General features: G+C 61.1%; 22 protein-coding genes and 2 tRNA genes. 6 read left to right on the top strand and 18 right to left on the bottom strand.

Features of this window, described 5'->3' with window-relative positions:
• The first annotated feature begins 19 nt into the window (after nt 1-19).
• Nucleotides 20-658 (top strand): MOSC domain-containing protein, encoded by a 639-nt coding sequence (locus VJZ71_04695; GenBank protein ID HKQ47350.1) that lies wholly within the window; start codon nt 20-22, stop codon nt 656-658.
• A 39-nt stretch (nt 659-697) separates the two neighbouring features.
• Here VJZ71_04695 and VJZ71_04690 read toward each other — a convergent pair whose 3' ends face one another.
• The 11 genes from VJZ71_04690 to VJZ71_04640 form a co-directional block, all read right to left on the bottom strand.
• On the bottom strand, nt 698-1,261 hold the full coding sequence (locus VJZ71_04690; protein ID HKQ47349.1) for an RDD family protein: 564 nt from the start codon (nt 1,259-1,261) through the stop codon (nt 698-700).
• Between the two features lie 39 nt (nt 1,262-1,300).
• Nucleotides 1,301-1,735, bottom strand: coding sequence for a 50S ribosomal protein L11 (rplK, locus tag VJZ71_04685; protein ID HKQ47348.1), 435 nt, complete (start codon nt 1,733-1,735; stop codon nt 1,301-1,303).
• Between the two features lie 25 nt (nt 1,736-1,760).
• The gene (locus VJZ71_04680; GenBank protein ID HKQ47347.1) at nt 1,761-1,937 is read right to left on the bottom strand and encodes a KOW motif-containing protein; all 177 of its coding nucleotides are present in this window, start codon (nt 1,935-1,937) and stop codon (nt 1,761-1,763) included.
• The gene (gene nusG, locus VJZ71_04675; GenBank protein ID HKQ47346.1) at nt 1,930-2,667 is read right to left on the bottom strand and encodes a transcription termination/antitermination protein NusG; all 738 of its coding nucleotides are present in this window, start codon (nt 2,665-2,667) and stop codon (nt 1,930-1,932) included. Before nusG ends, VJZ71_04680 begins: the two co-directional genes overlap by 8 nt.
• Complete coding sequence (secE, locus tag VJZ71_04670) at nt 2,664-3,317, bottom strand: preprotein translocase subunit SecE (protein HKQ47345.1); 654 nt, start codon at nt 3,315-3,317, stop codon at nt 2,664-2,666. The genes nusG and secE overlap by 4 nt, the downstream gene beginning before the upstream one ends.
• Nucleotides 3,318-3,372: 55 nt before the next feature.
• Nucleotides 3,373-3,445, bottom strand: a tRNA-Trp gene (locus VJZ71_04665).
• A gap of 42 nt (nt 3,446-3,487) precedes the next feature.
• A complete protein-coding gene (gene rpmG / locus VJZ71_04660; GenBank protein ID HKQ47344.1) occupies nt 3,488-3,664 on the bottom strand; it encodes a 50S ribosomal protein L33 in 177 nt (58 codons plus the stop codon).
• A gap of 25 nt (nt 3,665-3,689) precedes the next feature.
• Nucleotides 3,690-4,898 carry an elongation factor Tu gene (gene tuf, locus VJZ71_04655; protein ID HKQ47343.1) on the bottom strand — a complete coding sequence of 403 codons (1,209 nt, stop codon included), beginning with the start codon at nt 4,896-4,898 and terminating at the stop codon, nt 3,690-3,692.
• A 183-nt stretch (nt 4,899-5,081) separates the two neighbouring features.
• A tRNA-Thr gene (locus VJZ71_04650) sits at nt 5,082-5,154 on the bottom strand.
• A gap of 228 nt (nt 5,155-5,382) precedes the next feature.
• On the bottom strand, nt 5,383-6,990 hold the full coding sequence (locus VJZ71_04645; protein ID HKQ47342.1) for a glycosyltransferase family 39 protein: 1,608 nt from the start codon (nt 6,988-6,990) through the stop codon (nt 5,383-5,385).
• 23 nt (nt 6,991-7,013) lie between these two features.
• Complete coding sequence (locus VJZ71_04640) at nt 7,014-8,606, bottom strand: glycosyltransferase family 39 protein (GenBank protein HKQ47341.1); 1,593 nt, start codon at nt 8,604-8,606, stop codon at nt 7,014-7,016.
• 90 nt (nt 8,607-8,696) lie between these two features.
• Here VJZ71_04640 and VJZ71_04635 point away from each other — a divergent pair, with 90 nt between their 5' ends.
• The gene (locus VJZ71_04635; protein HKQ47340.1) at nt 8,697-9,308 is read left to right on the top strand and encodes a Maf family protein; all 612 of its coding nucleotides are present in this window, start codon (nt 8,697-8,699) and stop codon (nt 9,306-9,308) included.
• A gap of 44 nt (nt 9,309-9,352) precedes the next feature.
• Here the strand turns inward: VJZ71_04635 and VJZ71_04630 are convergent, their stop codons facing one another.
• The 4 genes from VJZ71_04630 to VJZ71_04615 all read right to left on the bottom strand — a co-directional run bounded on the left by VJZ71_04630 (nt 9,353) and on the right by VJZ71_04615 (nt 15,037).
• Nucleotides 9,353-9,967 carry a nucleotidyltransferase family protein gene (locus tag VJZ71_04630; GenBank protein ID HKQ47339.1) on the bottom strand — a complete coding sequence of 205 codons (615 nt, stop codon included), beginning with the start codon at nt 9,965-9,967 and terminating at the stop codon, nt 9,353-9,355.
• Nucleotides 9,968-10,041: 74 nt separating this feature from the next.
• Complete coding sequence (locus tag VJZ71_04625) at nt 10,042-11,019, bottom strand: XdhC/CoxI family protein (protein ID HKQ47338.1); 978 nt, start codon at nt 11,017-11,019, stop codon at nt 10,042-10,044.
• Nucleotides 11,020-11,052: 33 nt separating this feature from the next.
• Nucleotides 11,053-13,797, bottom strand: coding sequence for a molybdopterin cofactor-binding domain-containing protein (locus tag VJZ71_04620; GenBank protein ID HKQ47337.1), 2,745 nt, complete (start codon nt 13,795-13,797; stop codon nt 11,053-11,055).
• Nucleotides 13,798-13,873: 76 nt separating this feature from the next.
• Complete coding sequence (locus tag VJZ71_04615) at nt 13,874-15,037, bottom strand: class I SAM-dependent RNA methyltransferase (GenBank protein HKQ47336.1); 1,164 nt, start codon at nt 15,035-15,037, stop codon at nt 13,874-13,876.
• A gap of 135 nt (nt 15,038-15,172) precedes the next feature.
• Here VJZ71_04615 and sucD point away from each other — a divergent pair, with 135 nt between their 5' ends.
• The 3 genes from sucD (at nt 15,173) to VJZ71_04600 (ending at nt 20,046) form a co-directional block, all read left to right on the top strand.
• A complete protein-coding gene (gene sucD, locus VJZ71_04610) occupies nt 15,173-16,066 on the top strand; it encodes a succinate--CoA ligase subunit alpha (GenBank protein ID HKQ47335.1) in 894 nt (297 codons plus the stop codon).
• A gap of 114 nt (nt 16,067-16,180) precedes the next feature.
• The gene (locus VJZ71_04605; GenBank protein ID HKQ47334.1) at nt 16,181-17,413 is read left to right on the top strand and encodes a hypothetical protein; all 1,233 of its coding nucleotides are present in this window, start codon (nt 16,181-16,183) and stop codon (nt 17,411-17,413) included.
• Between the two features lie 116 nt (nt 17,414-17,529).
• Nucleotides 17,530-20,046: a M12 family metallo-peptidase gene (locus VJZ71_04600; GenBank protein HKQ47333.1), complete on the top strand. Its 2,517-nt coding sequence runs from the start codon at nt 17,530-17,532 to the stop codon at nt 20,044-20,046.
• Between the two features lie 55 nt (nt 20,047-20,101).
• Here the strand turns inward: VJZ71_04600 and VJZ71_04595 are convergent, their stop codons facing one another.
• Together VJZ71_04595 and VJZ71_04590 are read right to left on the bottom strand one after the other, a co-directional pair.
• Nucleotides 20,102-20,767, bottom strand: coding sequence for a thioredoxin family protein (locus VJZ71_04595; protein ID HKQ47332.1), 666 nt, complete (start codon nt 20,765-20,767; stop codon nt 20,102-20,104).
• Between the two features lie 79 nt (nt 20,768-20,846).
• Nucleotides 20,847-21,689 (bottom strand): protein-disulfide reductase DsbD domain-containing protein, encoded by an 843-nt coding sequence (locus VJZ71_04590; protein ID HKQ47331.1) that lies wholly within the window; start codon nt 21,687-21,689, stop codon nt 20,847-20,849.
• Between the two features lie 170 nt (nt 21,690-21,859).
• On the opposite strand from VJZ71_04590, the gene VJZ71_04585 reads away from it, so the two are divergent.
• Nucleotides 21,860-22,471: a hypothetical protein gene (locus tag VJZ71_04585; GenBank protein ID HKQ47330.1), complete on the top strand. Its 612-nt coding sequence runs from the start codon at nt 21,860-21,862 to the stop codon at nt 22,469-22,471.
• On the opposite strand, the gene folP is transcribed toward VJZ71_04585, so the two are convergent.
• On the bottom strand, nt 22,460-23,296 hold the full coding sequence (folP, locus tag VJZ71_04580) for a dihydropteroate synthase (protein HKQ47329.1): 837 nt from the start codon (nt 23,294-23,296) through the stop codon (nt 22,460-22,462). The genes VJZ71_04585 and folP overlap by 12 nt on opposite strands.
• Nucleotides 23,297-23,326: the final 30 nt, after the last annotated feature.

The raw sequence follows: 23,326 nt of genomic DNA, 5'->3' as shown, positions 1-23,326 counted from the left end.
GTACCTCCGTAGCAGAAGGATGCAAATCGTCTCCGTCAACATCGGCCGCCCGCAACTCGTCGCCAGGGGCGGTCGTACCTACAGCACTTCGATCAATCGACACCCCGTCACGGGCCCCGTCCACGTAACACTGGAAGGATTCGAAAACGACCGCGTCTCCGACCGCTCGGTCCACGGCGGTCCCGACAAGGCGATCTGTTGTTACTCCCATGAGCATTACCCGTTTTGGCAAGAGCGGCTTCGACACGAGATGCCCGTGCCCTCCTTCGGCGAAAATCTCACGACGGACGGGATGTTGGAAACCGACATCTGCATCGGCGACACCTACCGCATCGGCTCGGCCACCGTGCAGGTCTCTCAGCCTCGCCAACCGTGTGCCAAGCTCGCTGGCAAACACGAAGAACCGCGGATGATTCCGTGGGTCTGGGAGGAGGGCTTTTCCGGCTTTTATTTCCGTGTGCTGGACACCGGCGCGATCGGAGCCGGTGACGCCGTCGAACTCGTCTCCCGGCCCCACCCCGATCTGTCCATCGTGCGCATGCTCCGCCTGAAACGCGACGTACAATTGAGTGACGACCTGCGCGAGCGGCTGGTCAACCTGCCCGAACTCGCCGCCTCCTGGCGCGACGCCTTTCGCGGAAAAGTCATGGGGGAATAACTAATTGGGATCAACGATCTCTACGCTGCAAGACGAGGTCTAGTCGCGCGATTGACAGACGACCGGCCGCGCCAGACCCTTTGGCTCCCACACGACGAGTGAGAGCATCATGAAGTTCACGATTCGCTGAACGACCTGCTGTGTCCCCATGGGCCGCGCCTTGCACTTCACCACGTAGAAGCCGCTCACTTTGTCATGCCATGTTTGCTTTCGCTCATCGAAGAGAATCCAAAAATGATCGATGACAAACAGTCCCCAGATCATGAACATCGTAATCGCCGCGCGATACGAGCGTTGCAACATTGTCGGCTTTTCATTGAACATGTGCGCGTAGCGGATTCGGACCAGCCGATAGCCAGGCGTGCCGCCCTGGGTCAAACGAAAAAGGAAAAGATAGGCGAGTACAAAGAGAAAAAGCCCGAACTCAATATTGGCGGCGACCGTTGCGGTCCACCACGATTCGGGAACGAGGTCATACCAGTATTCGGCGGCGCACAAATAGATGATTATTAAGATCAGAAAATCAATGACAAGCGCGATGCTTCGGCGCCAAAACCCAGCGTAATCTCGATAGTCGAAAACCGGCCCGACGAGTTGGTTCATCACACACGTATCGCCCGACGCGACAGCGCGAGAGGATGATCATCCCTCGATCTCAATCCCCATATTCCGCGCCGTCCCCGCCACGATTCTCTTGGCCGCCTCGATATTGAAGCAGTTCAAATCGGGCATCTTGGTCTTGGCGATGTCTTCCAGCTGTTTTTGAGTGACCTTGCCGACCTTCTCCTTGAGCGGATTGCCCGCGCCCTTGGCGACCTTCGCGGCGTCCTTGAGTAAAACCGACGCCGGCGGGCTTTTCACGACGAAATCAAAGGTACGATCCGCATAGACGTTCACGACCGCCGTCACCGGCATACCGTTGAGATGCCGTGTCCGCTCGTTGAACTGCTGCACAAACTGGCCGGGGTTCACGCCGTACTGCCCGCACGCCGGCCCGATCGGCGGGGCCGGAGTCGCCTGACCGCCCGCCCCCTGCACCTTGAACGTCGCCGTCGGTGTTTTCTTCTTCTTTGCCACGTTGCCTTACCTCTCGGAGCCGCCGCTATGCCAGCTCAATCATCCAGTTTTCAAAAACAACTGGCGTTGGCCGGCCCCAGATAGGAATAATGGCTCGTACCTCATCCTTATCCGGGAAAACTTCGTCAACCACGCCTTCAGATTCTTGGAACGGGCCTTCTTTGACCCGGATTGCATCGCCTTTCTTGAATTCTTCAGGCAAGCTCGATCTGCCAATATTCCAAATCGATCGGCGTCGGTCGCCCGAAGATGGTCACGATGACGCGCACCTGACCCTTGTCCGGGAAGACCTCGTCAATCTCGCCTTCAAAATTCTCGAACGGGCCTTCCTTGACCTTGATCGCGTCGCCCTTCTTCATGCCCGCCATGCCCGCCAGCGTTGGCTGCTCGGCCGACTTCTCCACCACGGCGAGCATCTTTTCCACGTCGTGCGGCTTCATCGGCGTCGGCTTGCCGTCGGACCCGATGAAATCGCCGACGCTCATCGTCTCGCGGACCATGAACCAAACGTCCTCGGGGATCCGCCCGTCCTCCTCCGTCGCCATTTCGACGAAGACATATCCGGGGTACAGCTTGCGGTCGAAGACCTTGGCCACCTTGCCTCGCATCCGTTTTTCGCGCTGGGTCGGCACCAGAATCCGCCCGATGCGATCGTCCAGGTGCTCGATCTTCACCTTTCGCGACAGCGCCTCGGCCACCTGATCCTCGCGGTTGCTGGCCACGCGAAGCACATACCATTGCATTGAAACCGGGGCACCGGATCGCGCCGGCGGCGCGGTTTCTACCGGGGCTACCGGTGAATCGACCACGGCGGTCTCATTCACGGCAGGACTGCGCTCATCCGGTGTGTCCCCGACCGGTGTCGCGGCATCGCCCCCTTCCGCCGTTTCGCCGGAGAGGATATCGACAGGTTCAAACGGGGTTTCGGTCATTTAAACATCCCCCAGAACGTGTCGAGCAGGCTGCCGCCCTTCAAGATCCCGATCCAATTGAAAAACACCATGAAAAAGATGTCCACGACAAACAACAACGCCCCCATGGCCAGCAGGACGAAGATCACCACTTTCGTCGACCCAATGATCTCCCTGCGGCTGGTCCAGTTCACCTTTTTCATCTCGCCTTCGGTGGCGATCAAGAAATCGCAAACCCGTCGATTCAACGCGAGCGCCCAATAGCCCACCAGGCCGAACCCCAGAATCGTGGCTACCGCGACGCCGACCTGCACGTATCGTGTCGTCGCGCCTTCCCCAAACATCTCGCATTTGACATAGAGGAAATGCGCCATCCACAGGACCAACACGCCATAGGCCACGCCGCTCCAGATGCGCGTGTAATACCCTTGGCCGATTTTGTAAATCTCGAAGAATCCGCCGCCCTCTCCCCCTCCGCCGCCCCCACCGCCATCCGTGGGGCCGCGCGGAGGCGGCTCCGATCCTCGCCCCGGTACGGCGCGCGGATCGCGACCTTCGTCTCGGCTGGGATGGAACGCCGCCTCGGCCATGTCGGACTCCTTGTCGGCCAGCGCCGCACCCGAAGCGTACGACCCGCTTCGGTCTGAGCCATTGTCCTTTCGCTTTGCCATGTTGCCTTTGCTACGGACGCGGTAATCCGACTTCAAAACCCAGCCGGTCGAGTCACAGGAGCGGAGGGGCTCGAACCCCCAACCGCCGGTTTTGGAAACCGGTGCTCTACCAATTGAGCTACGCTCCTTCGGTAGTGGTCCGTCACCGGCCACTCACCACTGACCACGGATCACTTCCTCTTGATCTTATGGAGCGTGTGGCGTCGCAGCCGCGGACTGTATTTCTTGAGGCCGGCCTTGAGCTTCTCAGGTACGCCTTGCTGGACGTTGATTTCGGTCCGATAGTTCAGGTCCCCGGACTCGGAGCACTCCAGCCAAACCCATTCTCTCTTGCTTGCCTTGGCCATCTTTGACTCCGCCGGCGCCTCTCTGTTATGCCAATACTTTCGTCACGACGCCGGAGCCGACCGTACGGCCGCCCTCGCGAACCGCGAAACGAACGCCTTCTTCCAAAGCGACCGGTGAAATCAATTCGACTTCCAGAGTCACGTTGTCGCCGGGCATGCACATTTCCGCACCGCCCAGCAATTTCAAACTGCCCGTCACGTCCGTCGTGCGCAGATAAAACTGCGGCCGATAGTTCGTGAAGAACGGCGTGTGCCGGCCGCCTTCCTCTTTGGTCAAGACGTACACCTCGGCTTCGAACTTCGTATGTGGCGTGATCGAACCGGGCTTCGCCAGCACCTGGCCGCGCTCCAGTTCTTCTTTTTCAACGCCGCGAAGAAGAAGCCCGACGTTGTCGCCGGCCCGCCCTTCGTCGAGCGTCTTGTTGAACATTTCGACGCCGGTGACGGTCGTCTTCCGCGTTTCCTTGTTCAGGCCGATGATCTCGACTTCCTCGCCGACTTTGATGATGCCGCGCTCGATGCGGCCAGTGCCGACCGTGCCGCGGCCCTTGATGCTGAACACGTCTTCGACGGGCATCAGGAAGGGCTTGTCCTGCTCGCGGAGCGGCTCGGGAATATTGTTGTCCAGCGCCTCCATCAGCTTGGTGATGCATTCGGAGGCCTTGGGGTCGGCCGGGTTGGTCAACGCCGCATTGGACTGACCGCGAATGATCGGGATGGTGTCGCCGGGAAACTCGTACTTATTGAGCAGCTCACGAACCTCAAGTTCGACGAGGTCGAGCAGCTCGGGATCGTCAAGCAGGTCAATCTTGTTCAGGAACACCACCAGGGCCGGCACGTTCACCTGGCGAGCCAAAAGAACGTGTTCGCGCGTCTGGGGCATCGGCCCGTCGGCCGCACTGACTACCAGAATCGCGCCGTCCATCTGAGCCGCGCCGGTAATCATGTTCTTCACGTAGTCCGCGTGACCCGGACAGTCCACGTGGGCGTAGTGCCGCTTTTCCGACTCGTACTCGACGTGGCTCGTCGCGATGGTCAAGATCTTCGTCGGGTCGCGCCGGCCGTCCTTTTCGGATGCCTTCGCCACTTCGTCGTAAGCCTTGAACTTGGCCAGACCCTTCTTGGCCTGCACCGCCGTGATCGCGGCCGTAAGCGTCGTCTTGCCGTGGTCCACGTGACCAATGGTGCCGACGTTCACGTGCGGTTTCGTTCGTTCAAATTTCTCCTTGGCCATGCCAGCGATTCCTCCGAAGACTGCCTTCTCTAGTTCTTGGTTGCGCCGTTACAGTCACGGCTTTTCAATACCCAACAAACCGGGACGACGCCGATTCCCAAATCCCTCGGCGAGCCGACCGGGTGCCGTCAAACTTTTCGCTCGTCCGGAACATCCAACGGCGAAAAATACCTGCTGCCGGAAAGCTGCTGACGGGACTTGAACCCGTGACCTCGTCCTTACCAAGGACGCGCTCTACCAACTGAGCTACAGCAGCAACCTGCGCGTCCGTGGCGACCTTCGCAGCCTTCGCCACCAAAGGCCGACGATGGCTCTAGGTCCTGCGCCAGCCCACAATTAAGACCGGCAAGTATAAGCCCATTATCCCCCGAGTCAAACCGAATTCACTACCAACTCGTTACTTCATCGCCAGTCCGAGCGTCTCTCCGCCGTTCGCATTATCCCTGTATCGACAATAGGTTACAATCGGACGACGAAACCAAAGTCAACCCCTCTTTTCGGCAGCTCCACTAAGCTGGAAGAGCATTTCCGTACCAACTTGTTCGTGGGGGAATCGCAGGCGAAGCGCTTCGATCACCGCGCCTGCCTTGGGGTAATCCCGGTTTTTGTAAGGTGCCACGTACAGCGGATAGTCGCCCGCGCGACGAAAGATCGACCCGGCATCCCGGTCAACATCGAACGGGCGATCCATGTAGTACGCGTGCTGAGGCATGGTGACGTTTCGAAATTGGTAATCGCCGTGTTTCTCGATGGTGATGGGGCGGCGAAACAGTAGCACGCGATCGCCGGAGTGCGTGCGCCGGTGCACCTCGCGGCACGCCTGAATGAGCCCCTCGGGAAACGTCACCCGGTTGAAGTAGTCCCGGCTGCCGATCAGACAGAACACGACCATCCCGGTGACGATCAAAGCGGTTGTTGCGCCGGCGAGTCGGGCCGAACGCGCACGCAGGGGTTCGCGCCACGCCGCCATCGACAGGGCCGCCGTCGTCGCGATGAATGGCCCCAGGTAAAACATCCAGTAATTGTGAATCACAAGCTGCCGCCAGAATATCGTCACCCAGAGCAGCCCCGTGACCGCGAGCACGCCCAGCCCGACAGACTTCGCCCGCTCAACCGCGATTCTCTTGCGGCTCCGAGTCGGGCTTTTGGAGCGCAGACGCCGGCCGATCGAAACGCCGATACCCGCAATCGCCAGTAGAAACACCGGCCAGGAAAGATTCTGAATGACGTGCGTCCAGACGCGCTGGAGCTGGTCCTTCGCGGCGGTCGTTCGCCGGGCGTTGAACATGGCGATCAAATCCGCCCAGCGCCCTTCAAACCCCGCGTACACCAGAAACACCACCATGCCGATCGACGTCATCACCGCCGTGCCCCCGATGATCAGTACGGGCAGGGACCCGATCCGCCTTCGCCGCCATTGCCAAACAAGCCATGCGCAAAAGAGCCCGGCGAACAACAGACCGGCCCAGTCCACCCATATCATCAGCGCCAGACAAATGGCACATAAGCTGGCCGCCCATTGACGAGTGCCGCCAACCGCGGAGTTTTCGCGCATCTGCCAGGCCACGAGCGTCGCCATCATCAATAACAGGCAGATGGCCTCATGGTTCACCATGCGGCCGAAATAGACCGTCATCGGCATAAGCGCGTAGATCAACCCCGCATAGACCGCGGTTTCGGTTCCGTGCTTTCGATGAACGAGGCGCACAAAAAGGACGAGCGTTGCCAGCGAGGCTGCGATCGGCAACAGGCGGGCAACCCATTCCTTTTCCCCCCCGGCGGCAAAGGCCGCGGCGACCATCCAGACGAGCGCCGGTGGATGGCGTGCGTAAAGCGAGCGCTCCTCCGGGGGCGGTATCGCATCCCCCATCGCCATGACGCCCATGCCATGATGGACGCTGGCCGGATAGCGCAGGAGATTCCGCGCCAATTGCGAAAAGAACGCCCCATTCCAGTCATGCATCCCCGTCCACGGCCGCGTCACGCCGCGCGAAAGTCCGGTCGCATAGATGGCGACCATCAGGACGAGGCAGGCGGAAAACGGCAGACCGCGGCCGCCTTGAGGGACTATCTTCTTTTCGGTCGCGCTCATGCGATGCGAATTTTTCGACTCGTTCATTTAGCTGACGTTGGCGCTCCGTCAGCGGGCCGAGCCGTTTGAATGAAGTCAACCCGCAGAATGTTCCCTCGGCGATCGCACGGAAATCGCTCGCACAGCGCCGCCAGACCCACATGGCCCTCGCCGATGCCCTTCATATCGACCAGATAAAGGGGATAGCTGTTTGCCCTCGCCTCCACGCGGTCCAGATTCCCCTCTGAATCGAAGGGCCGGTCGGCGTAATAAGGAAACTGGGGAGGGTTGATGTAGCGCACGCGGGTACCACCCCAGTCCTCGTGGTGCAACGGATCGGGAAACACGAGAATCCTTTGATCGGGCGACGTCATTCGCCGAACCTCGCTCCAGGCGGCCAGGTCGTCGGAAGGACGGCTCCGAAAATTGTAATAGTCCTGTGTTCCGCGAATCCCGAAGACTACCAGCACCCCAAGCAGAACGATTCGCAGCGCGCCGGCGGCGATACGATGCACCTTGCCGAGTGAATTGGTCAGCCTTTGGATCACCACCGCGCAGCCCAGGGCCGCAAACGGGCCCAGATAAAACGCCCAATACTGGTGCATCTGATACTGACGCCAAAAAAGCGCCAGCCAAACAACGCCTGTTGCAAAAAGCACGCCGAAACCACCGAGCGCCGTCGCGGGACGCCCTCCCGTTCGACTTGCGATAAGCTCGACGACGATGAATAGCAGACCGGCTATTCCGAAAAACAAACCGGGCAACGAAAAATTTCCTTCGGTAACAGTCCAGGCCCGGTCGGGCCAATCGTCTGGCGCCGAGGAAGCGCGCGAGGCGAACACCCTTGCGAGATCGTCCCACCGCCCGTCGAATCCCCCACACACAATGTGAAAAAGCATCCCAGCCGAAGCGATTGTGACGGCGCCCACGCATAATGCGGCGGTCGTAGTCGGCAGGTAGGGTCTTTGAGACCCGCCATGCGCATGGCGGCGACGACGAATCGCCTGCCACGCAATGTAAACTGCGAACAACCCGCCATAGAGCGCTCCGGCCCAGTCTATCCATATGCCTCCAATAATCGCGATGATCCACACAACGATCGCCCAGCGCCGCCCGAAGTTCTCTCGGGGCGGATTCGTCCAATGGTCCCACGACCACGCGGCCGCCAGCATGAAGAACGTGCACACCGGTTCGTGGTTCACCATCCGGCCGAAATAAACCGTCATGGGGAAGATGCTATAGACCAGCCCGCACACGAGAGCGAGATCGTCGCCCCAGCGCCGCCGTACCAGGAGCATCAACAGGGTAACGCTTCCCAAAGAGGCGATGATCGGGACCAGTCGCGCCGCCCACTCCGATTCACCCAACACTCGAAAAGAAGCGGCAACGAGCCAGACCAATCCGGCGGGATGGCTCGGATAGATCGACCTCTCGTTTTCCGCCGGAACGGCCTCACCGACTGCGATGAGCGGCATCCCGTGATGGATCTCCCACGGATAGCGCAGGAAGTTTCTCGCGAACAGCGAGTACAACGCCCCGTTCCACTCGTGCAGGCCGTTCCACGGTCGCTGGATTTCACGCGTCAACCCCACCGCGTAAATCACCGCAACGACCAGGACGCCTATGCCGAAAGACAAGGCCCTACGATCATGGGTGTCTATTCGCACCGTGTCATCTGCGCGGTCGCCGGGGTACAATCGCCTCATCGAACATAGGATGCCCGCTAAATGGCCATGCCGCCACAACCCGATCGCCTCATCCTAGCGTCGGCCAGTCCTCGCCGGGCAGAGCTGCTTCGCGCCGCGGGCTACCGGTTCAAAGTTGTACACCCGCCCCTCGAAGAGCCGGACGAACTCCATCCGCATGTCGACGTCGCTTCCCACGCCGAATCGCTCGCCTTTTTCAAGGCCAGCAGCATCGCCGTCGATCACCCGGACGCGACGATCCTCGCCGCCGATACCATTACGGTCCTCGGCGAAGAGATTTTCGGCAAGCCGGCAGATCGCGCCGACGCCCTGCGCACGCTTCGCGCCCTCTCCGGCACACTCCACTCGGTCATTACGGGCGTGGCTCTGCTTCACCCGCGAAGCGAACACCGACTCATCAATCACGCCGTCACCACGGTCCGCGTTCGCCCCCTCAGCGACTCGACAATCGAAACGTACCTCGACACCGGTCAATGGCAGGGCAAGGCCGGCGCCTATGGGATACAGGACGAGGGCGATCCATTCGTCGAAAAAACCGAGGGTAGCTTCACGAATGTCGTGGGCCTCCCGATGGAACTACTTGCAGAAATGTTCAGGGAATGGCAGCGCGTCGCCGTCATGGCCGCTGGGTAGTTCGAGTTCCTCCACTTGGGCAGGTCGTCCGGAGTGCTGCAGAGCTATTCCTTCCCCGTCAATCGCTCATAATCTTGCGGCGTATTCACATCGAGCGGCATCGGCGCGATGGTGATCGGCAACTCGCGCACCGCCTCAGGATGCTCTAGCGACAAGTCGCTCAACTTCCGATCCGAATTCCAATCCTGAATCTTCCGCAACAATCCGATGGAAAAAATGCTGGGGTGTCCCCGCCGCCCGCGATAAGAAGCGATCAGAATCCCCGGATGACGCTTCGGAAGCCGATACGCCTCGACGCACGTCGTGATCACCCCGGCGGATACCTGCGGTTGGTCCGCCAGCACCACCAGCACGCCGTCCTCAGCCTGCGGCTTGAATTCGACCTCGATCCGCGCAGCGCCGATCTTCACCGAATCGAGCATCTCGCTCTCGGCGTCGCTGTTTATCGCAAGAAAACACCGTTCCGGCAGCGCTTCGCCGAGAAACTCCCCGACCTGTGGGTTCGCCACGACGACCAATCCGTCAGCGCTGGAGGCCAGTATGGACTCCAACACCGCCTCGAGCATCGTTCCTTCGCGGTACGGCAGTAACTGCTTCGGCTGGCCCATCCTCCGCGACTGGCCGGCAGCAAGCAGAAGTGCAACTATTCGGCGTGACATGGGTTGCCTTGTAGGGCGTGCTCCGCACGCCGATAGTCACCGGATAAAGGCAAAAGCGTAGGGTAGAGTCTGCATCATTCCGAATTCCGACTTTCGACTTCCGACTTCCGACTACTCGATTCGCCCGGCCCCTCCACATGCGTCGGTCGCTCCGCGCGCCGCACCTCAATAAGCTGCGCGAGGATGCTGACGGCAATTTCCGGCACCGTCTCCGCTCCGATAGACAAACCGATTGGCGCATGCACCATGGCCAGCCTTGACGGATCGACGCCCAGTGCCGCCAGATCATCAAAGATCAACTTAACTTTCCGCCGGCTGCCGATCATCCCGATATACCGCGCCGCCGAATCAATTACCGCGTGCAGCGCTTGCTCGTCGTGATTGTGTCCGCGCGTCACAATAACGACATAGGTATTCGCATCAATCGGCAACTCGCGTAGCGTCCGCTCGATGTCCCCCACGACCGGCCGAATCGGCGGCGGCAACCGCGTGGCATTCACAAAATCCGCCCGGTCATCGACGACCATCACGTCGAAATCCAGCCCGACGGCCATCTTCGCCAATTGTGCGCCTACATGGCCGCCCCCCGCGATGATCAAATGCGCCGGGGCTTCGATGTGCAGACGATATTCCTGCACCTGCCCTTCGTCCTCAACGCGCAATGGCACGCAGGCTCGCTCGCGCCGCTCTATTCGCTCAGCGGCCTCCTCAAAGGGCCGGGCTTTGTCCGGCGAGTCCAAGGACATCACGGCGATCCGCATGGTGCCGCCGCAAATCAGCCCATCGTCCCACCCGTAATCGTGATCAAGTTTGAACGTCAGCAGGCCCGAGCGATTCTTCTGGAGCAGCTCGAAAGCCTGCTTCCGGACCTCCGCCTCCACGCACCCGCCGCCCAGCGTTCCTTCCGTCGTCATGTTCTCGTGCAACAGCAGCGTCGCCCCCGCCGCCTGCGGCGTCGAGCCGTACGACCCAACGACCGTACATACTGCCACCCGCCGTTTCTGCTGAAGCTGGCGGACAAGCGAGCGGAAAAGTGCGACAAATGGGTTCATAAACAATGGTAGCAACGAGTCAATGGCGCGGCGCTATTTACCGGCCCTCGGGCCGAGGATCGCCCGTGCCGCTGGCGAATCCTTCATCGGCAGCTTGAACCGCCGAATTTTGTCGTAGGAATAAAGCGCTCCCGCCACTGCCGGCGCCGTCGGCACCAGCCCGATCTCCCCTACCCCCCGCGAACCATACGGCGTCTCCGGGTCGGCCTCCTCGACAAGGATAATCTCCAGCTCCGGCATGTGGTGCGCCCGCAGAACGCCGCACCCCTTCACGTCGTCCGTTACCAGCCGCCCGCCCTCCGTGACGAACTCTTCCGTCAGCGCGTACCCCAGTCCCATGTGCAGCGAACCCTCGACCTGACCTTCGAGCAGCGTCGGATTGATCGCCCGCCCGACGTCATGCGCCGCGACCACCTTCTTCAACTTGCCATCATCGTCGAGAATGACCACCTGCGTCGCAAAACCGTATGTCAGATGCGTCTTCGGCTCCGGCACGTCCGCGCCGAACTTGTCCGTCTTGTAACAAACCCATTCACCCTGATAAACGCGACCGACCAAGTCGCGCAGCATCCGCCCCGCCGCCAGATCGGCCTTCAACTTCTTCGCCGCGTCCATGACTGAATGGCAACCCAGCACCGTTCCCCGGCTGCCGGTCGTCTGACCGCAATCCAGATCGTGCGTGGTATCGCTCGTCGCCTCGAACAATTCAGCCGGCAGGCCGGTCTCCTCCACCGCCGTCTGAATCAGCACGGTGAACAGCCCCTGCCCCATCTCCGTAAAACCCGTACGAATGACGAGCTTCGTGTCGCTCTCGATCGTGATACTTCCCCGCCCGCGCTCCGGAAGGCCGTTGCCGATGCCGACGTTCTTGATCCCGCAGGCGATCCCTGCGAACTTCGCGCCGCGATAAACCTCTTTCACCGCCTCCAGCGTCTTCCGCAGCCCGAACGGCTTCACCATCCTCTGTCCCGTCACGAACCGGTCACCCGGCTCCATGATGTTCCGGCTGCGAATCTCCCAGCCATCGACGCCGACCTTCTCGGCCAGCATGTCCAATGCCCCCTCGATGGCAAACGCCGACTGATTCGCCCCGAAGCCGCGCATTGCCCCGCACGGCGGGTTGTTCGTGTAAACCGCCAGCGCCTCGATATCGATGTTTGGAATCCGATACGGCCCGCCCGCATGGCCCGCCGCGCGCTCCAGCACCTTCGCCCCGACGGACGCATACGCCCCTTTGTCGCCGACGATCCGCGCCCGCAGGGCCGTCAACCGCCCCTCCGCATCGCATCCAACTTGCAACTGACTGCGGATCGGATGCCGCTTCGGGTGCAGCCGCAGACTCTCATACCGATTTAGCACCGTCTTCACCGGCACGCCGACGAGATGCGCCAGCAGGCACGTCTGCGCCTGAATCGACATGTCCTCCTTGCCGCCGAACGCTCCGCCATTCGACACCAGCTCCGCATACATCCGCTTTGCGTCCCACCCCAGCACCTTGCAGCACTGCCGCCGGTCATCAAAGATCCCCTGTCCCTGCGACAAGAGATGCAGCCCGCGCAGCTCCCGAGGATTCCGTGGATGCGACCACGTCGGCATTACGTGCCCATTCCCGTTCGACGATTTCATGGAAAACTCGCCGAATATCTTTGCAGCGCCCTGCCCATCCAGATCGACCGGGAGGGCGATGCTCGCCTCCGGCTCCAGGTACATGTGCTCGATCGTTTGCGTCTGCCATGTGCCCTCAACGACGTGCGCGCTCGTGGCAAACGCCTCTTCGACGTCCCCACGCACCAACGCCGCCCGTGACAGGAGATTGCCGCCCGGATGAACCTTTGGCGCATCCGGCCTAAGCCCCTCGTCCGGCGTCGTCACCGGCTCGCGAACTTCGTATTCGATGTCTATCAACTCCGCCGCTCGCCGCGCCGTCTTCTCATCAACCGCCGCAACGGCCGCCAGGATGTCTCCGACGCATCGCGTCTCCTCCCCCTCGGCGATAAAGACGGGCCAATCCGACGTGATCAACCCCACAAACCGGTCGCCCGGAACATCGCGCCACGTGGCCACGCGCAGCACTCCATCCAACGCCTCTGCCGCCGAAGTATCGATCCGCTTCACCAGCGCCCGCGGATGATCGCTGAACCGCATCGCCCCATGCGCCATGCCCTCGATGTAGATATCATCGATGTAGTTGTGCCCACCAAGAACGCAATCCGCCCCGCCATACTTGGCCAAGCGATCACCCACCCCGCCGGCACACGCATGGCCATTTCCGTTTCGACGTTTCGATGTTTCGACATTTCGACGGGTTTCCCCGAGCAACTCAATCGCATCGACAATCTTCGTATAGCCGGTACACCGGCACAGATGCGCCCGCAGATCATTGGCGATTTCCGCTCGCGTCGCACACGGATTCTTCTCCGTCAGAGCATGTGCCCGAACCGCAATCCCCGGAATGCAGAATCCGCATTGCACACCCCCGGCCTGAACAAAACAGTCCGCGATCTGCTTTCGCGTCTCCTCCGGCAGCCCTTCCAGCGACGTGACCTCCTTACCGGCGACCATCGATGCCTTCATCGTGCACGACAGCCGGGGCTTGCCATCCACGAGCACCGTGCAGCACCCGCACTGCCCCAGAGGCTGGCATCCATCCTTCGGCGACGTCACCCCGCACCGGTCGCGCAGCGCATCCAGCAGCGACAGGTCGCGCGCATCCTCCAGCGCCACCTCGCGCCCGTTCAGCGTGAAAACCAGGGTATCGCTCTTCGGAATCACGGCCATGAATCACTTGCCTCGGCAACCTATATCTTATCGAATTGGCCTTCCGCGTTCATCCATTAATCCCACAGGTCAGCGTCTATTTCGCCGCACGACGGGTTCCCTCATAAAGTTCATATTTGAGGAGCCGGCACTCGATCTTCGCGTTCCAGAACTCCATCCGGCGGCTCGGCGTAAGGTGGACACGCTTGGCCAGCTCGCGATTCCCCGTGAACACGTATCCGGTATACCCTCTGCAGCGCTGCTTAAAAAAGTCGCCGATCCGCTTATAGGTCCCTTCGAGTTGCGCGACCTCCCCCAGACGCTCACCATACTCCGGGTTAAGCAAGACGATCCCCGGCGGTGGTGGGACCCGCGTCTCCGCGAAATCGCAAACCGCGAAATCGATCAGCGTATCCACTCCCGCCGTCTTCGCATTCGCTCGCGCCGCCTCAATCGCCTTCGGATCGATATCCGTCGCGATAATCGGAGGCGGCGAATCCTTGCGACGCGCCTTGGCCGCCTCCCGCCGCACGGCCTGCCATGCACTGTCATCAATCCCTTTCGCGTGCAAAATCCCGAAGTTGCTTCGTAGCAAACCCGGCGCCCGCCCGGTCGCCATCAGCGCCGCCTCGATCGCGATCGTCCCGCTCCCGCACATCGGGTTCACCAGCGGCATCGTCCCGTCATACCCCGCCGCCATCAGCACCGCCGCCGCCAGTGTCTCCTGCATCGGCGCCATGTGTGGTCGCTTGCGATACCCCCGATCCGCGAGCTTGTTGCCCGTCGTATTCAGGAAAATACGGCACTCCTCGCCGTGCCAGTAAACCGCAACGACGACGCGATCACGCTCCGGCCCCGAATCCGGTCGCTTTCCCGCCTTCGCCTGCATCCGATCGACGATAGCATCTTTGACCTTCAGATTCGCATAAGTCCAATCGGTGATTGACGGATGGCTCACGCTCGATGTCACGCAGACGTACTCCTCCGGCGGGATAATCTCCTCCCACGCAAGCGCCGCCGCCCCGTCATACAAATCCTGCGGCCCCGTGCACCGAAACTCGCCGAGAAGATACAAAACATGAAACGCCGTCCGCAGGTGCAGATTCAGCCGCATCGCATCGCGAAGGGTGCCGCGGATCTCGACGAACGTCTTCTCGACGGCCTGGGCCTCAAACCCCAGCGCCGTCAACTCCTGCGCCAAATACGGCGGAATCCCCGGCGCGCACGTCACGCGAATCGTCTCGGCTCGATCGAAGTCCATCCCCGCATTCTATCCGCGGTCGCCCCAAAGCGACGGCTCGTGCCGCGCTTCCCCGTGCCTAATCGGGTCGGTATGATCCACCCCGCGTTCGATTGGCAGGGCGGGCTCTGCCCGCCGTTAGGGCAAGAGGGTTACATGAGCATCCTGGCTGACAAAAACACCCGCGTCATCACCCACGGCATCACCGGCAAGGCCGGCTCTTTTCACACCAAAATGGGAATCGAGTACGGCACGACGTACGTCGGCGGCGTTGTCCCCGGCAAGGGCGGCACGAAAAGCGAGCACGGCCTGCCCGTCTTTGACACCGTCGAGTCCGCCGTGAAGGCGACCGGCGCGAACTGCTCGCTGATCTTCGTTCCGGCCGGCGGTGCCGCTGACAGCGCGATGGAGGCCGCCGCTGCCGGCATCAAGCTCATCATCCTCATCACCGAAGGCATCCCCACGCTCGACATGGTCAGGGCCAAAAAGTTCATCGACGACGCTGGCGCGAAGCTCATCGGCCCGAACTGTCCCGGCATCATTACGCCCGGCGCCGCCAAGATCGGCATCATGCCCGGCTACATCCATAAGTCCGCGAATGGCACGACCAAAAACATCGGCCTCATCTCCCGCAGCGGCACCCTCACCTACGAAGCCGTCTGGCAATGCACCACCCGCAACATCGCGCAGACGACCTGCATCGGCATCGGCGGCGACCCCGTAAAAGGCCTCAACTTCATCGAGCTGCTTGGCATGTTCGAGAAAGACCCCGCCACTCACGCGATCATCATGATCGGCGAGATAGGCGGCACCGACGAAGAACAAGCCGCCGACTTCGTGAAAAGGAACGTTAAGAAACCCGTCGTCGCCTTCATCGCCGGTCGCACCGCCCCTCCCGGCCGCCGCATGGGCCACGCCGGCGCGATCATCTCCGGCGGTCAGGGCACCGCCGAAAGCAAAATCGCCGCCCTCAAGGCTGCCGGTATCCACGTCGCCGACAGCCCGGCCACGATCGGCGAGACGATGGCCCGTGTTCTTGGAGTGAAATAGCGAAAAGCGACTCGGCTACGACGCACGCCGTTAGCCCGTACTGGCGAGGCCGTTCTGACTGACTGCTTTTTCGTTCAATCAGAACTCACTGCACCGGCCTTGGGAGAATACAACATGAGAATCAATCCACTCGCTGTCGTCCTTACTTTATTGGCAAGCGGTCAACACCTTTCAGCCGAACCTGCGAAGCAAACTGCCCCATTCGTCGAAGCGTTCCTCTTTAGTGGCGACTTGGCTGGTGGCGAAAAGGCCCTCACCGACGAGATCAAAAAAACCTCCGACGCCGACGGCCTCAATTTCCAGCTTGGTACGCTGCAATTCATCCGCGCGGTCGAGAGGCTTTCCCAGACGCTTTACGGCTATGGCTTTAACGAGAGGGTTGGCATGGCCTCCGAGATGGTGGGCATCCCGATCCCGCATCAGCCCAAGCCCAAAACCATCTCCTACGACGATTGCCGGAAGATCATGGAAACCTGGGTTGCCGATCTCCAGCGCGCCGAGGAAACGCTCGCCGGCGTCAAAGATCCCGACGTCAAGATGCCGCTCCATTTCGCCATGATCCGTCTCGATCTCGACGGTGACGGTAAGGCCGCCGAAGAGGAGACCATTTGGCGCGTCTTTGCCCGCCTCGGTGGCGCGCCCACCCCCGAAGGCTCCGCCGCGCTGGTCATCGACTTCGATCGCGCCGACGCCCTCTGGCTCCGCGGCTATTGCCATCTCCTCATGGCCCTCGGCGATTTTGTCCTCGCCTACGACTTCCGTGAACTCTTCGAGCGTACCGGTCACCTGATCTTCGCCAAAGTGAAATCGCCGTATGACTACCTCCAGACCGGGCCAAAGGTCTTTGAGATGGCCAGCGTGGACATCGCCGACGTGATTGCCTTTATCCACCTTCTCAATTTCCCCCTCAAGGACGCGGAGCGAACGAAAAGCGCCCTCGCCCACTTGCAATCCATGACAAAACTCAGCCGTGAAATGTGGAAACTCGTCATCGCCGAGACGGACAGCGGCAGCGAGTGGATTCCCAATCCCAAACAAACGAGCGTCGTCCCCGGTGGCGCCGTCACGGAAGAGATGACCAAAGACTGGATCGTTTTTCTCGACGAACTCGATGCCATCCTCGCCGGCAAGAAGCTCATCCCCTTCTGGCGCACTGACGACGGCCGCGGTCTCAATCTCCACCGCATCCTTAACGAGCCCCAGGCCTTCGACCTCGTACTGTGGATACAAGGTTCCGCCGCCGCGCCCTACCTTGAAAAAGGCCTCATCACGTCCCCAGAAGTCTGGCAGCGCCTGCAACGCACCTTCCAGGGCAATTTCATCGGCTTCGCCGTCTGGTTCAACTAGCAGGGTCGCGAATTATGGGCTCCCTTGCGCGCGGTTTTCCGCGCTACGCCTCCCCAATGCCTTGATACGCAGAGTCCGATGAGGTAATCTGGAATTGCAGTGGGGAGTTGCAAATCATGATTCCCGCCATAGGGGGTAGGAAGTTGATTCAACATCGCCGCGCGCTCATTCTCGCCGCCTTTTTGTCCGCGCCCGTTATGGTTCGCGCGTCGGAGAATCATTCAGCGAGGCTCAACCAGTGCTGTAAGGGCTTCCTGACAACGCTGCCTCAAAGCCCTATCACGCCGCCGTCGGGCCTCAATCGTCCGACGAGTAAATCGCTTAGTGGATCGAACCGCACACCGCCCTCCGGCTGCGACGACGGCACTGTCATTGACATACTCGTTGTCTACACCACTCAGGCTCGTTCGGCCGCCGGCGGCATCGCCTCCATCGAATCGAAAATCGCCGGCGCCATTTCCGACGCCAACACGGCGTTCGCCAACAGCCTGATCGACACCTCCCTCAATCTCGTCCACTCCGCTGAAGTCGCCTACACCGAAACCGGCGACAGCGCCACCGACGGGGCCGCCCTCCTGGCCGGCGCCGGCGCGCTGGCCGCCGCACATACCCTCCGCGACCAATACTCCGCCGACCTCGTCGCCCTCTGGGTCAACAGCCTCGAAGTCGGCGGCCGCGTCTTCGCCCCCACAAACCCCTCGGGCTACAGCGGTTTTCAGGAAATGCGCTGGACCGAATGGGACCTCTACACGTTGGCCCACGAGACCGGCCATAATCTCGGCTGCGCCCATGATCCCGATCACGCGTTCAACGACGCTTACTTTCCTTACTCGTACGGCTACGTTGACCCCGGCAACAACTGGCACACGATCATGGCCGTCTTCCAGCCCAATCCGGGAATTCCCTATTTTTCCAACCCCAACGTCAACTACCTCGGCACTCCGACCGGCAACGCCGCCACCGCCGACAACGCTCACACGATCAATCAAACCCGCCACATCGTCGCCAACTACCGCCTCGCGCCTGTCGCCGGTCTGCCAGCGGTCTTGCGCGTCAACTCTGCCGCGGCGCCTGGCGGCGATGGCCTCTCGTGGGCGACGGCATTCATCAATTTGCAGGATGGGGTGGCCCAGGCGATCCGCTCGCGCGGGGACGTGGAGGAGCTCTGGGTCGCGGCGGGCAATTACAAGCCGGATAATGGAACGGAGCTGCGCCAAATGTCGTTCCGCCTGCAAAGGGGCGTCGGCATCTACGGTGGCTTCAATGGAACGGAGACGCTCCGCTCCCAGCGCGACTGGATCACCAACCCGACGATCCTCGACGGGGAAATCGGCGCACCCGGCGACGCGACGGACAACAGTCAGCACGTCGTCGTCGCTGAAGATGTCGACGCAACGGCCGTCCTCGACGGATTCACCATCCGCAACGGCAACGCCGACATCGAGACGGTCTTCTTCACCAACACCGGCGGCGGCATGCGCAATCAGGCCAGCACACCGACCATCGCCAATTGCCGTTTCGAGGACAACTCTGCAGCGTGGTATGGCGGCGGGATGTACAACGATTCTGCAAGCCCGACCGTCTCCGCCTGTGCGTTTATCTCCAACGCAGTCGATCCGACTCTCTTCCCGGGCGGCGGCGCCATGGCCAACCGCTTCGGCAGCGCGCCACAGGTCACAGACACCACTTTTTCACTGAATTTCGCCGGCTATGTCGGCGGCGCGGTCTATCATTCCGCCGGGGCCACGACGTTTAGCCGCTGCATTTTCGACACCAATCACTCGGAATATGGCGGCGCCATCGCGCTGGATGGATCATCCCCGACATTCCTGAACTGCGGCTTTTACGACAATCTCGCCGATACGCACGGCGGGGCCTTCGATATGGTGAACGGCAGCAACCCGGTCATCGCCGGCTGCATCTTCAGCTACAACACCGCCACCGCAAATTACGGCGGCGCCATGACCACGTTTGCAAACAGCAGCCCGTCGATCGTGAACTGTACTTTCGTCGGCAATTACGCCGGATTTGTCGGCGGCGCGATCGCTAACGACTCGAATGGCCCGACGCTTGCCAACTCCATCCTCCGCGACAACGGCACCCAATGGGGGACCAGCCAGAACGACCAACTGTGGAGCTTCACCGGTGCCATCAATGTGCAGTATTGTTCGATCCAAGGCTGGACCGGAAGCCTCGGAGGCATCGGCAACAACGGAGACGATCCCCGCTTCATCGATCCCGACGGTCAGGACAACGCCACCGGCACGCCGGATGACGATCTCCGCTTGCGGCCCGGCTCACCCTCCATCGACTCGGGCAGCAATTCTTTCATCCCGGTCGCATTGACGACCGATTTCGGCGGCCTGATGCGGCGCACCGACATCCCTGCTATCGCCGACACCGGGGCGGGTACGCCGCCTATCGTCGACCGCGGCGCCCACGAATTCACCGCCGGTCAGTGCCAATCCGGCGACTTTTCTGCCAACGGCCTCATCGACAACACCGATGTCGCCCCATTCGCCGTTGCGCTGGTCGGCCCGCCGCCAGCCAGTTGTATCGCCGACTTGAACAACGATGGATGGTCGGACGGCCGGGATATTCGAATCTTCACCGCCCTGTTAATGTCGCCATAAAAAAACCCACGGAGGATCACTCCGTGGGCCGGATTCAAATCACCTATCTAGCCGCTCAGCCCTTGTACTTCACGCTGCACCCATACGGCTTCGTCTCGGGTGTCTCGACTTTCTCCCCGTCGATGATCGACGCCAGCGCCTGCCGCACGTAGTTTTTCTTGTCGGTCGCCGATTTCTCGTTGCGCGGATCGTTGTCCATCGCCCCGGCATAGCGCAGCTTGCCGTCCTTATCGATGACGAACATGTGCGGCGTCGTCTTCGCGCCATACAGGTGACCGACCTTGCCGTCCGCATCGATCAGGATCGGCCAGTCGATCTTCCAGTTCTTCTTCGCCTCCGCATCCTTGCCGTAGTTGGCGTGACCCGAGTGCGTCGAATTGATCGAGAGGATTACGACACCTTTGTCCTTGAAGCTCTTTTGCAGGTCGGCCATCGTGGGCTGCTTCTCATGGTGCAGCTTGATGAACGGGCATTCCGGATTGAACCACTGCAACACGACAATCTTCCCCTGCTTGGTGTAATCGCTGAGCCGATGGCTCTTGCCGTCCGTATCCTTCAGCACGAAATCGGGCGCCAACTCGCCCACCGTGGCCGTCGCCGACTCCGCTCCCGGCATGTGCTTGGTCTTTGGCCCCGCAATGGCCAGGCTCGCGCCCGCCAGCGCGACGCAGACAGCGAGGGCCATTGCCCATATCACGAATGTTCGATGAGTCTTGATCATTTGTTGTCTCCCTTGCAAATGAAAACCGTACGACCGAAAGCCGGACCGCCCGGCCCCGGATCACAAATTGCAAATGTCGTCAACTTTCCGGCGGCGCTGCTTGCACTTCATGGAACGTCTCTTTCCCGTCCCGCTCGACAGCGAGCAGCCCGCGGATCGTCTTCAGTGTCTGAACCTCTTCCGGATAGGAAATGCGGAGGGTGTCGGACTTCACTTCGCCATCCCGGTGCATATTGTCCGGATACACCCCTGCGTCATTCTCATAAGGACAAAAAACAAGCCTGCGAGCCCCCTTAAACTTGATGACGAGATTGCGCCCGCTCCACTCCGCCGTGTAGGGCGCTGTTCGACCCTCCGCTACCGGGTGCCGCGCTCGAGCGTTCGCAAAAATCGCCGCCTCGGGCGACACCTTGGAACTTGACGCGATACCGAACTCGGCCGTCGCCGTCGCCCGTCCCGGAACACAGACATCGCGGCACACCAGCCAATCTACGTCCGCCCGGATCGCGGCCTTCGATCCCAAAACGGCTCCTTCCGATACCGTGATCGGATACATCAACACCAGTTGATTCTCAAAGATGTAATCCACCAGATCGCCGGGTTCAACGTGACGTTTCGGCGCCGGCCACAGCGCGGCCCCAATCGTCACGCCCGATGGAAGCTTGAAATCGACCCTCGGCGGCAACCCCGAATCGCCCGCATACCGCCAATAAACATGCCAGTCCTTCGAAATATCAAAAATCACCCCGAGATGACCGCCCTTACCCGGCGTCAGCGCCGTCTCCTCCAGCGCCAGGCGGACCTTCACGTACCGGTTACCCGGAAACTCCTCATCGGGATTGATGGGAGGATCGCCGGCCAACGCCGGCGAAGTTACCAGCGTGGTTGCAAGAACCAGCGAGTACCAACAACGAATTGCCATAAGCGCGTGTCGCCGTGCAGCGACAAAACCTCAAGGGCCAAGCGACCGCCCGCAGCCCCTGCGCTGTTATCATAGTGACAGACACCGTTCGCCGCTGAAGTTACACCGCCGGCGGTCATGCCCCTGTGCATTGAGGCACGCCCACATGACACGGCGTGCCAGCCTGTGAAATGAAAACCCGTTTCGCCAAGATCGCCCTCCAATACGTCTCGCTTACGCTACTCTTCTACCCCTTGGGTGTGCTTTGCCACGAACTGATCGGTCACGGTCTGATGGGTGTCCTGTTTGGCGGCCGAATCACCCAAGTCGAAATCCTCGCCTTTCGCGTCTGGCCGGAAATTCAATTCCTGGGATGGTCCGGCCGTTATGGAGCATGCGAAGTGGTCGGCATTACTTCCCCAGTCGGCGAAGCCCTGATGTCTCTGGCGGGCGCGATGAGCACCTTCTGTGTCGCCGTCATAGCCACGATACTGCTGTGGACCCGTCCCGGCGCGCCGGGAGGCCGCATCGCCCGTCCCATTCTAATCACGTTGGGCCTCTGGTGGATTGACCTTTTGACCTACACGCTGCCGAGCTGGGGCCTCCCGCGCTCTATCCTTTGGGGCCAGCAGACCTACAGCGAACCCTACGAAGCGGCGAAATCCCTCGGCATTCCCGGCCCCGCATTCCAGGCCTTCGTTATGATCGCCTGCACAATTTTGTTGTTCGCACTCATTGCTCGAGTACGGCGTGATGCGATTGTGCAGCACTCAACCCCGGCCCCAGCATCGTCACGCGACTGATTCAACCAACCTCCGAATCGGTCCCACATCATGCACCCGGACCATCCCCACCCCCGCCAGCGCGCAGTGCATCGCCACCGCCACTGTTCCCGCCAGGATGCCGTCTGCGCCCACCACCTCCCGGATGAACCGCTTCCTCGACGCCCCCACCAGCACCGGCCACCGTCCAACGAACCGCCCGATCTCGCGCAGGAGCCTCAGATTGTGCTCTGTCGTCTTTCCAAATCCGATTCCCGGATCGACGATCATCTTTGACGTGTCGACGCCGGTCGCCTCCAGCGTCGCCGCGCGCTCGCTGAAAAACGCCCCCACCTCCGCGACCACATCGTCATACTGCGGCGCGATCTGCATCGTCGCCGGCGTCCCCTTCATGTGCATCACCACGAAGGCCGCGCCCTCTCGCGCGAGCAGCTCCGCCATTTCCGGATCGTCCCGCGCCCCCGACACGTCGTTCACGATGTCCGCTCCCGCCTCCAGCGCCGCGGCTGCCACTGCCGCCGACCGCGTGTCGATCGAAATCGGCGAATCAACGCCTTCGCCCCGCAGCCCCCGTATCACCGGCACGACCCGCTCGATTTGCACGTCATCATTCACCGGCTCCGACCCCGGTCGCGTCGACTCCCCTCCGACATCGATGACATCCGCCCCCTCCGCCGCCATCCGCCGCCCATGTGCAATCGCCGCCACGGGATCCCCATAAAGCCCGCCGTCACTGAAGCTATCCGGCGTCACGTTTAAGATGCCCATCACCAGGCATCGCCCGCCAAACACCAGCGACCCATGCCTCGTCTCAATCACTTGATGTCGTGCGATACTTTCTGCCATTCCGCATTCCGAATTCCGCATTCCGAATTC

The organism is Phycisphaerae bacterium (genome assembly GCA_035275405.1).
Classification (GTDB): Bacteria; Planctomycetota; Phycisphaerae; order UBA1845; family UTPLA1; genus DATEMU01.
The sequence above is the reverse complement of the archived record's forward strand: the minus strand, read 5'-3'. Positions and strand labels throughout refer to the sequence as shown.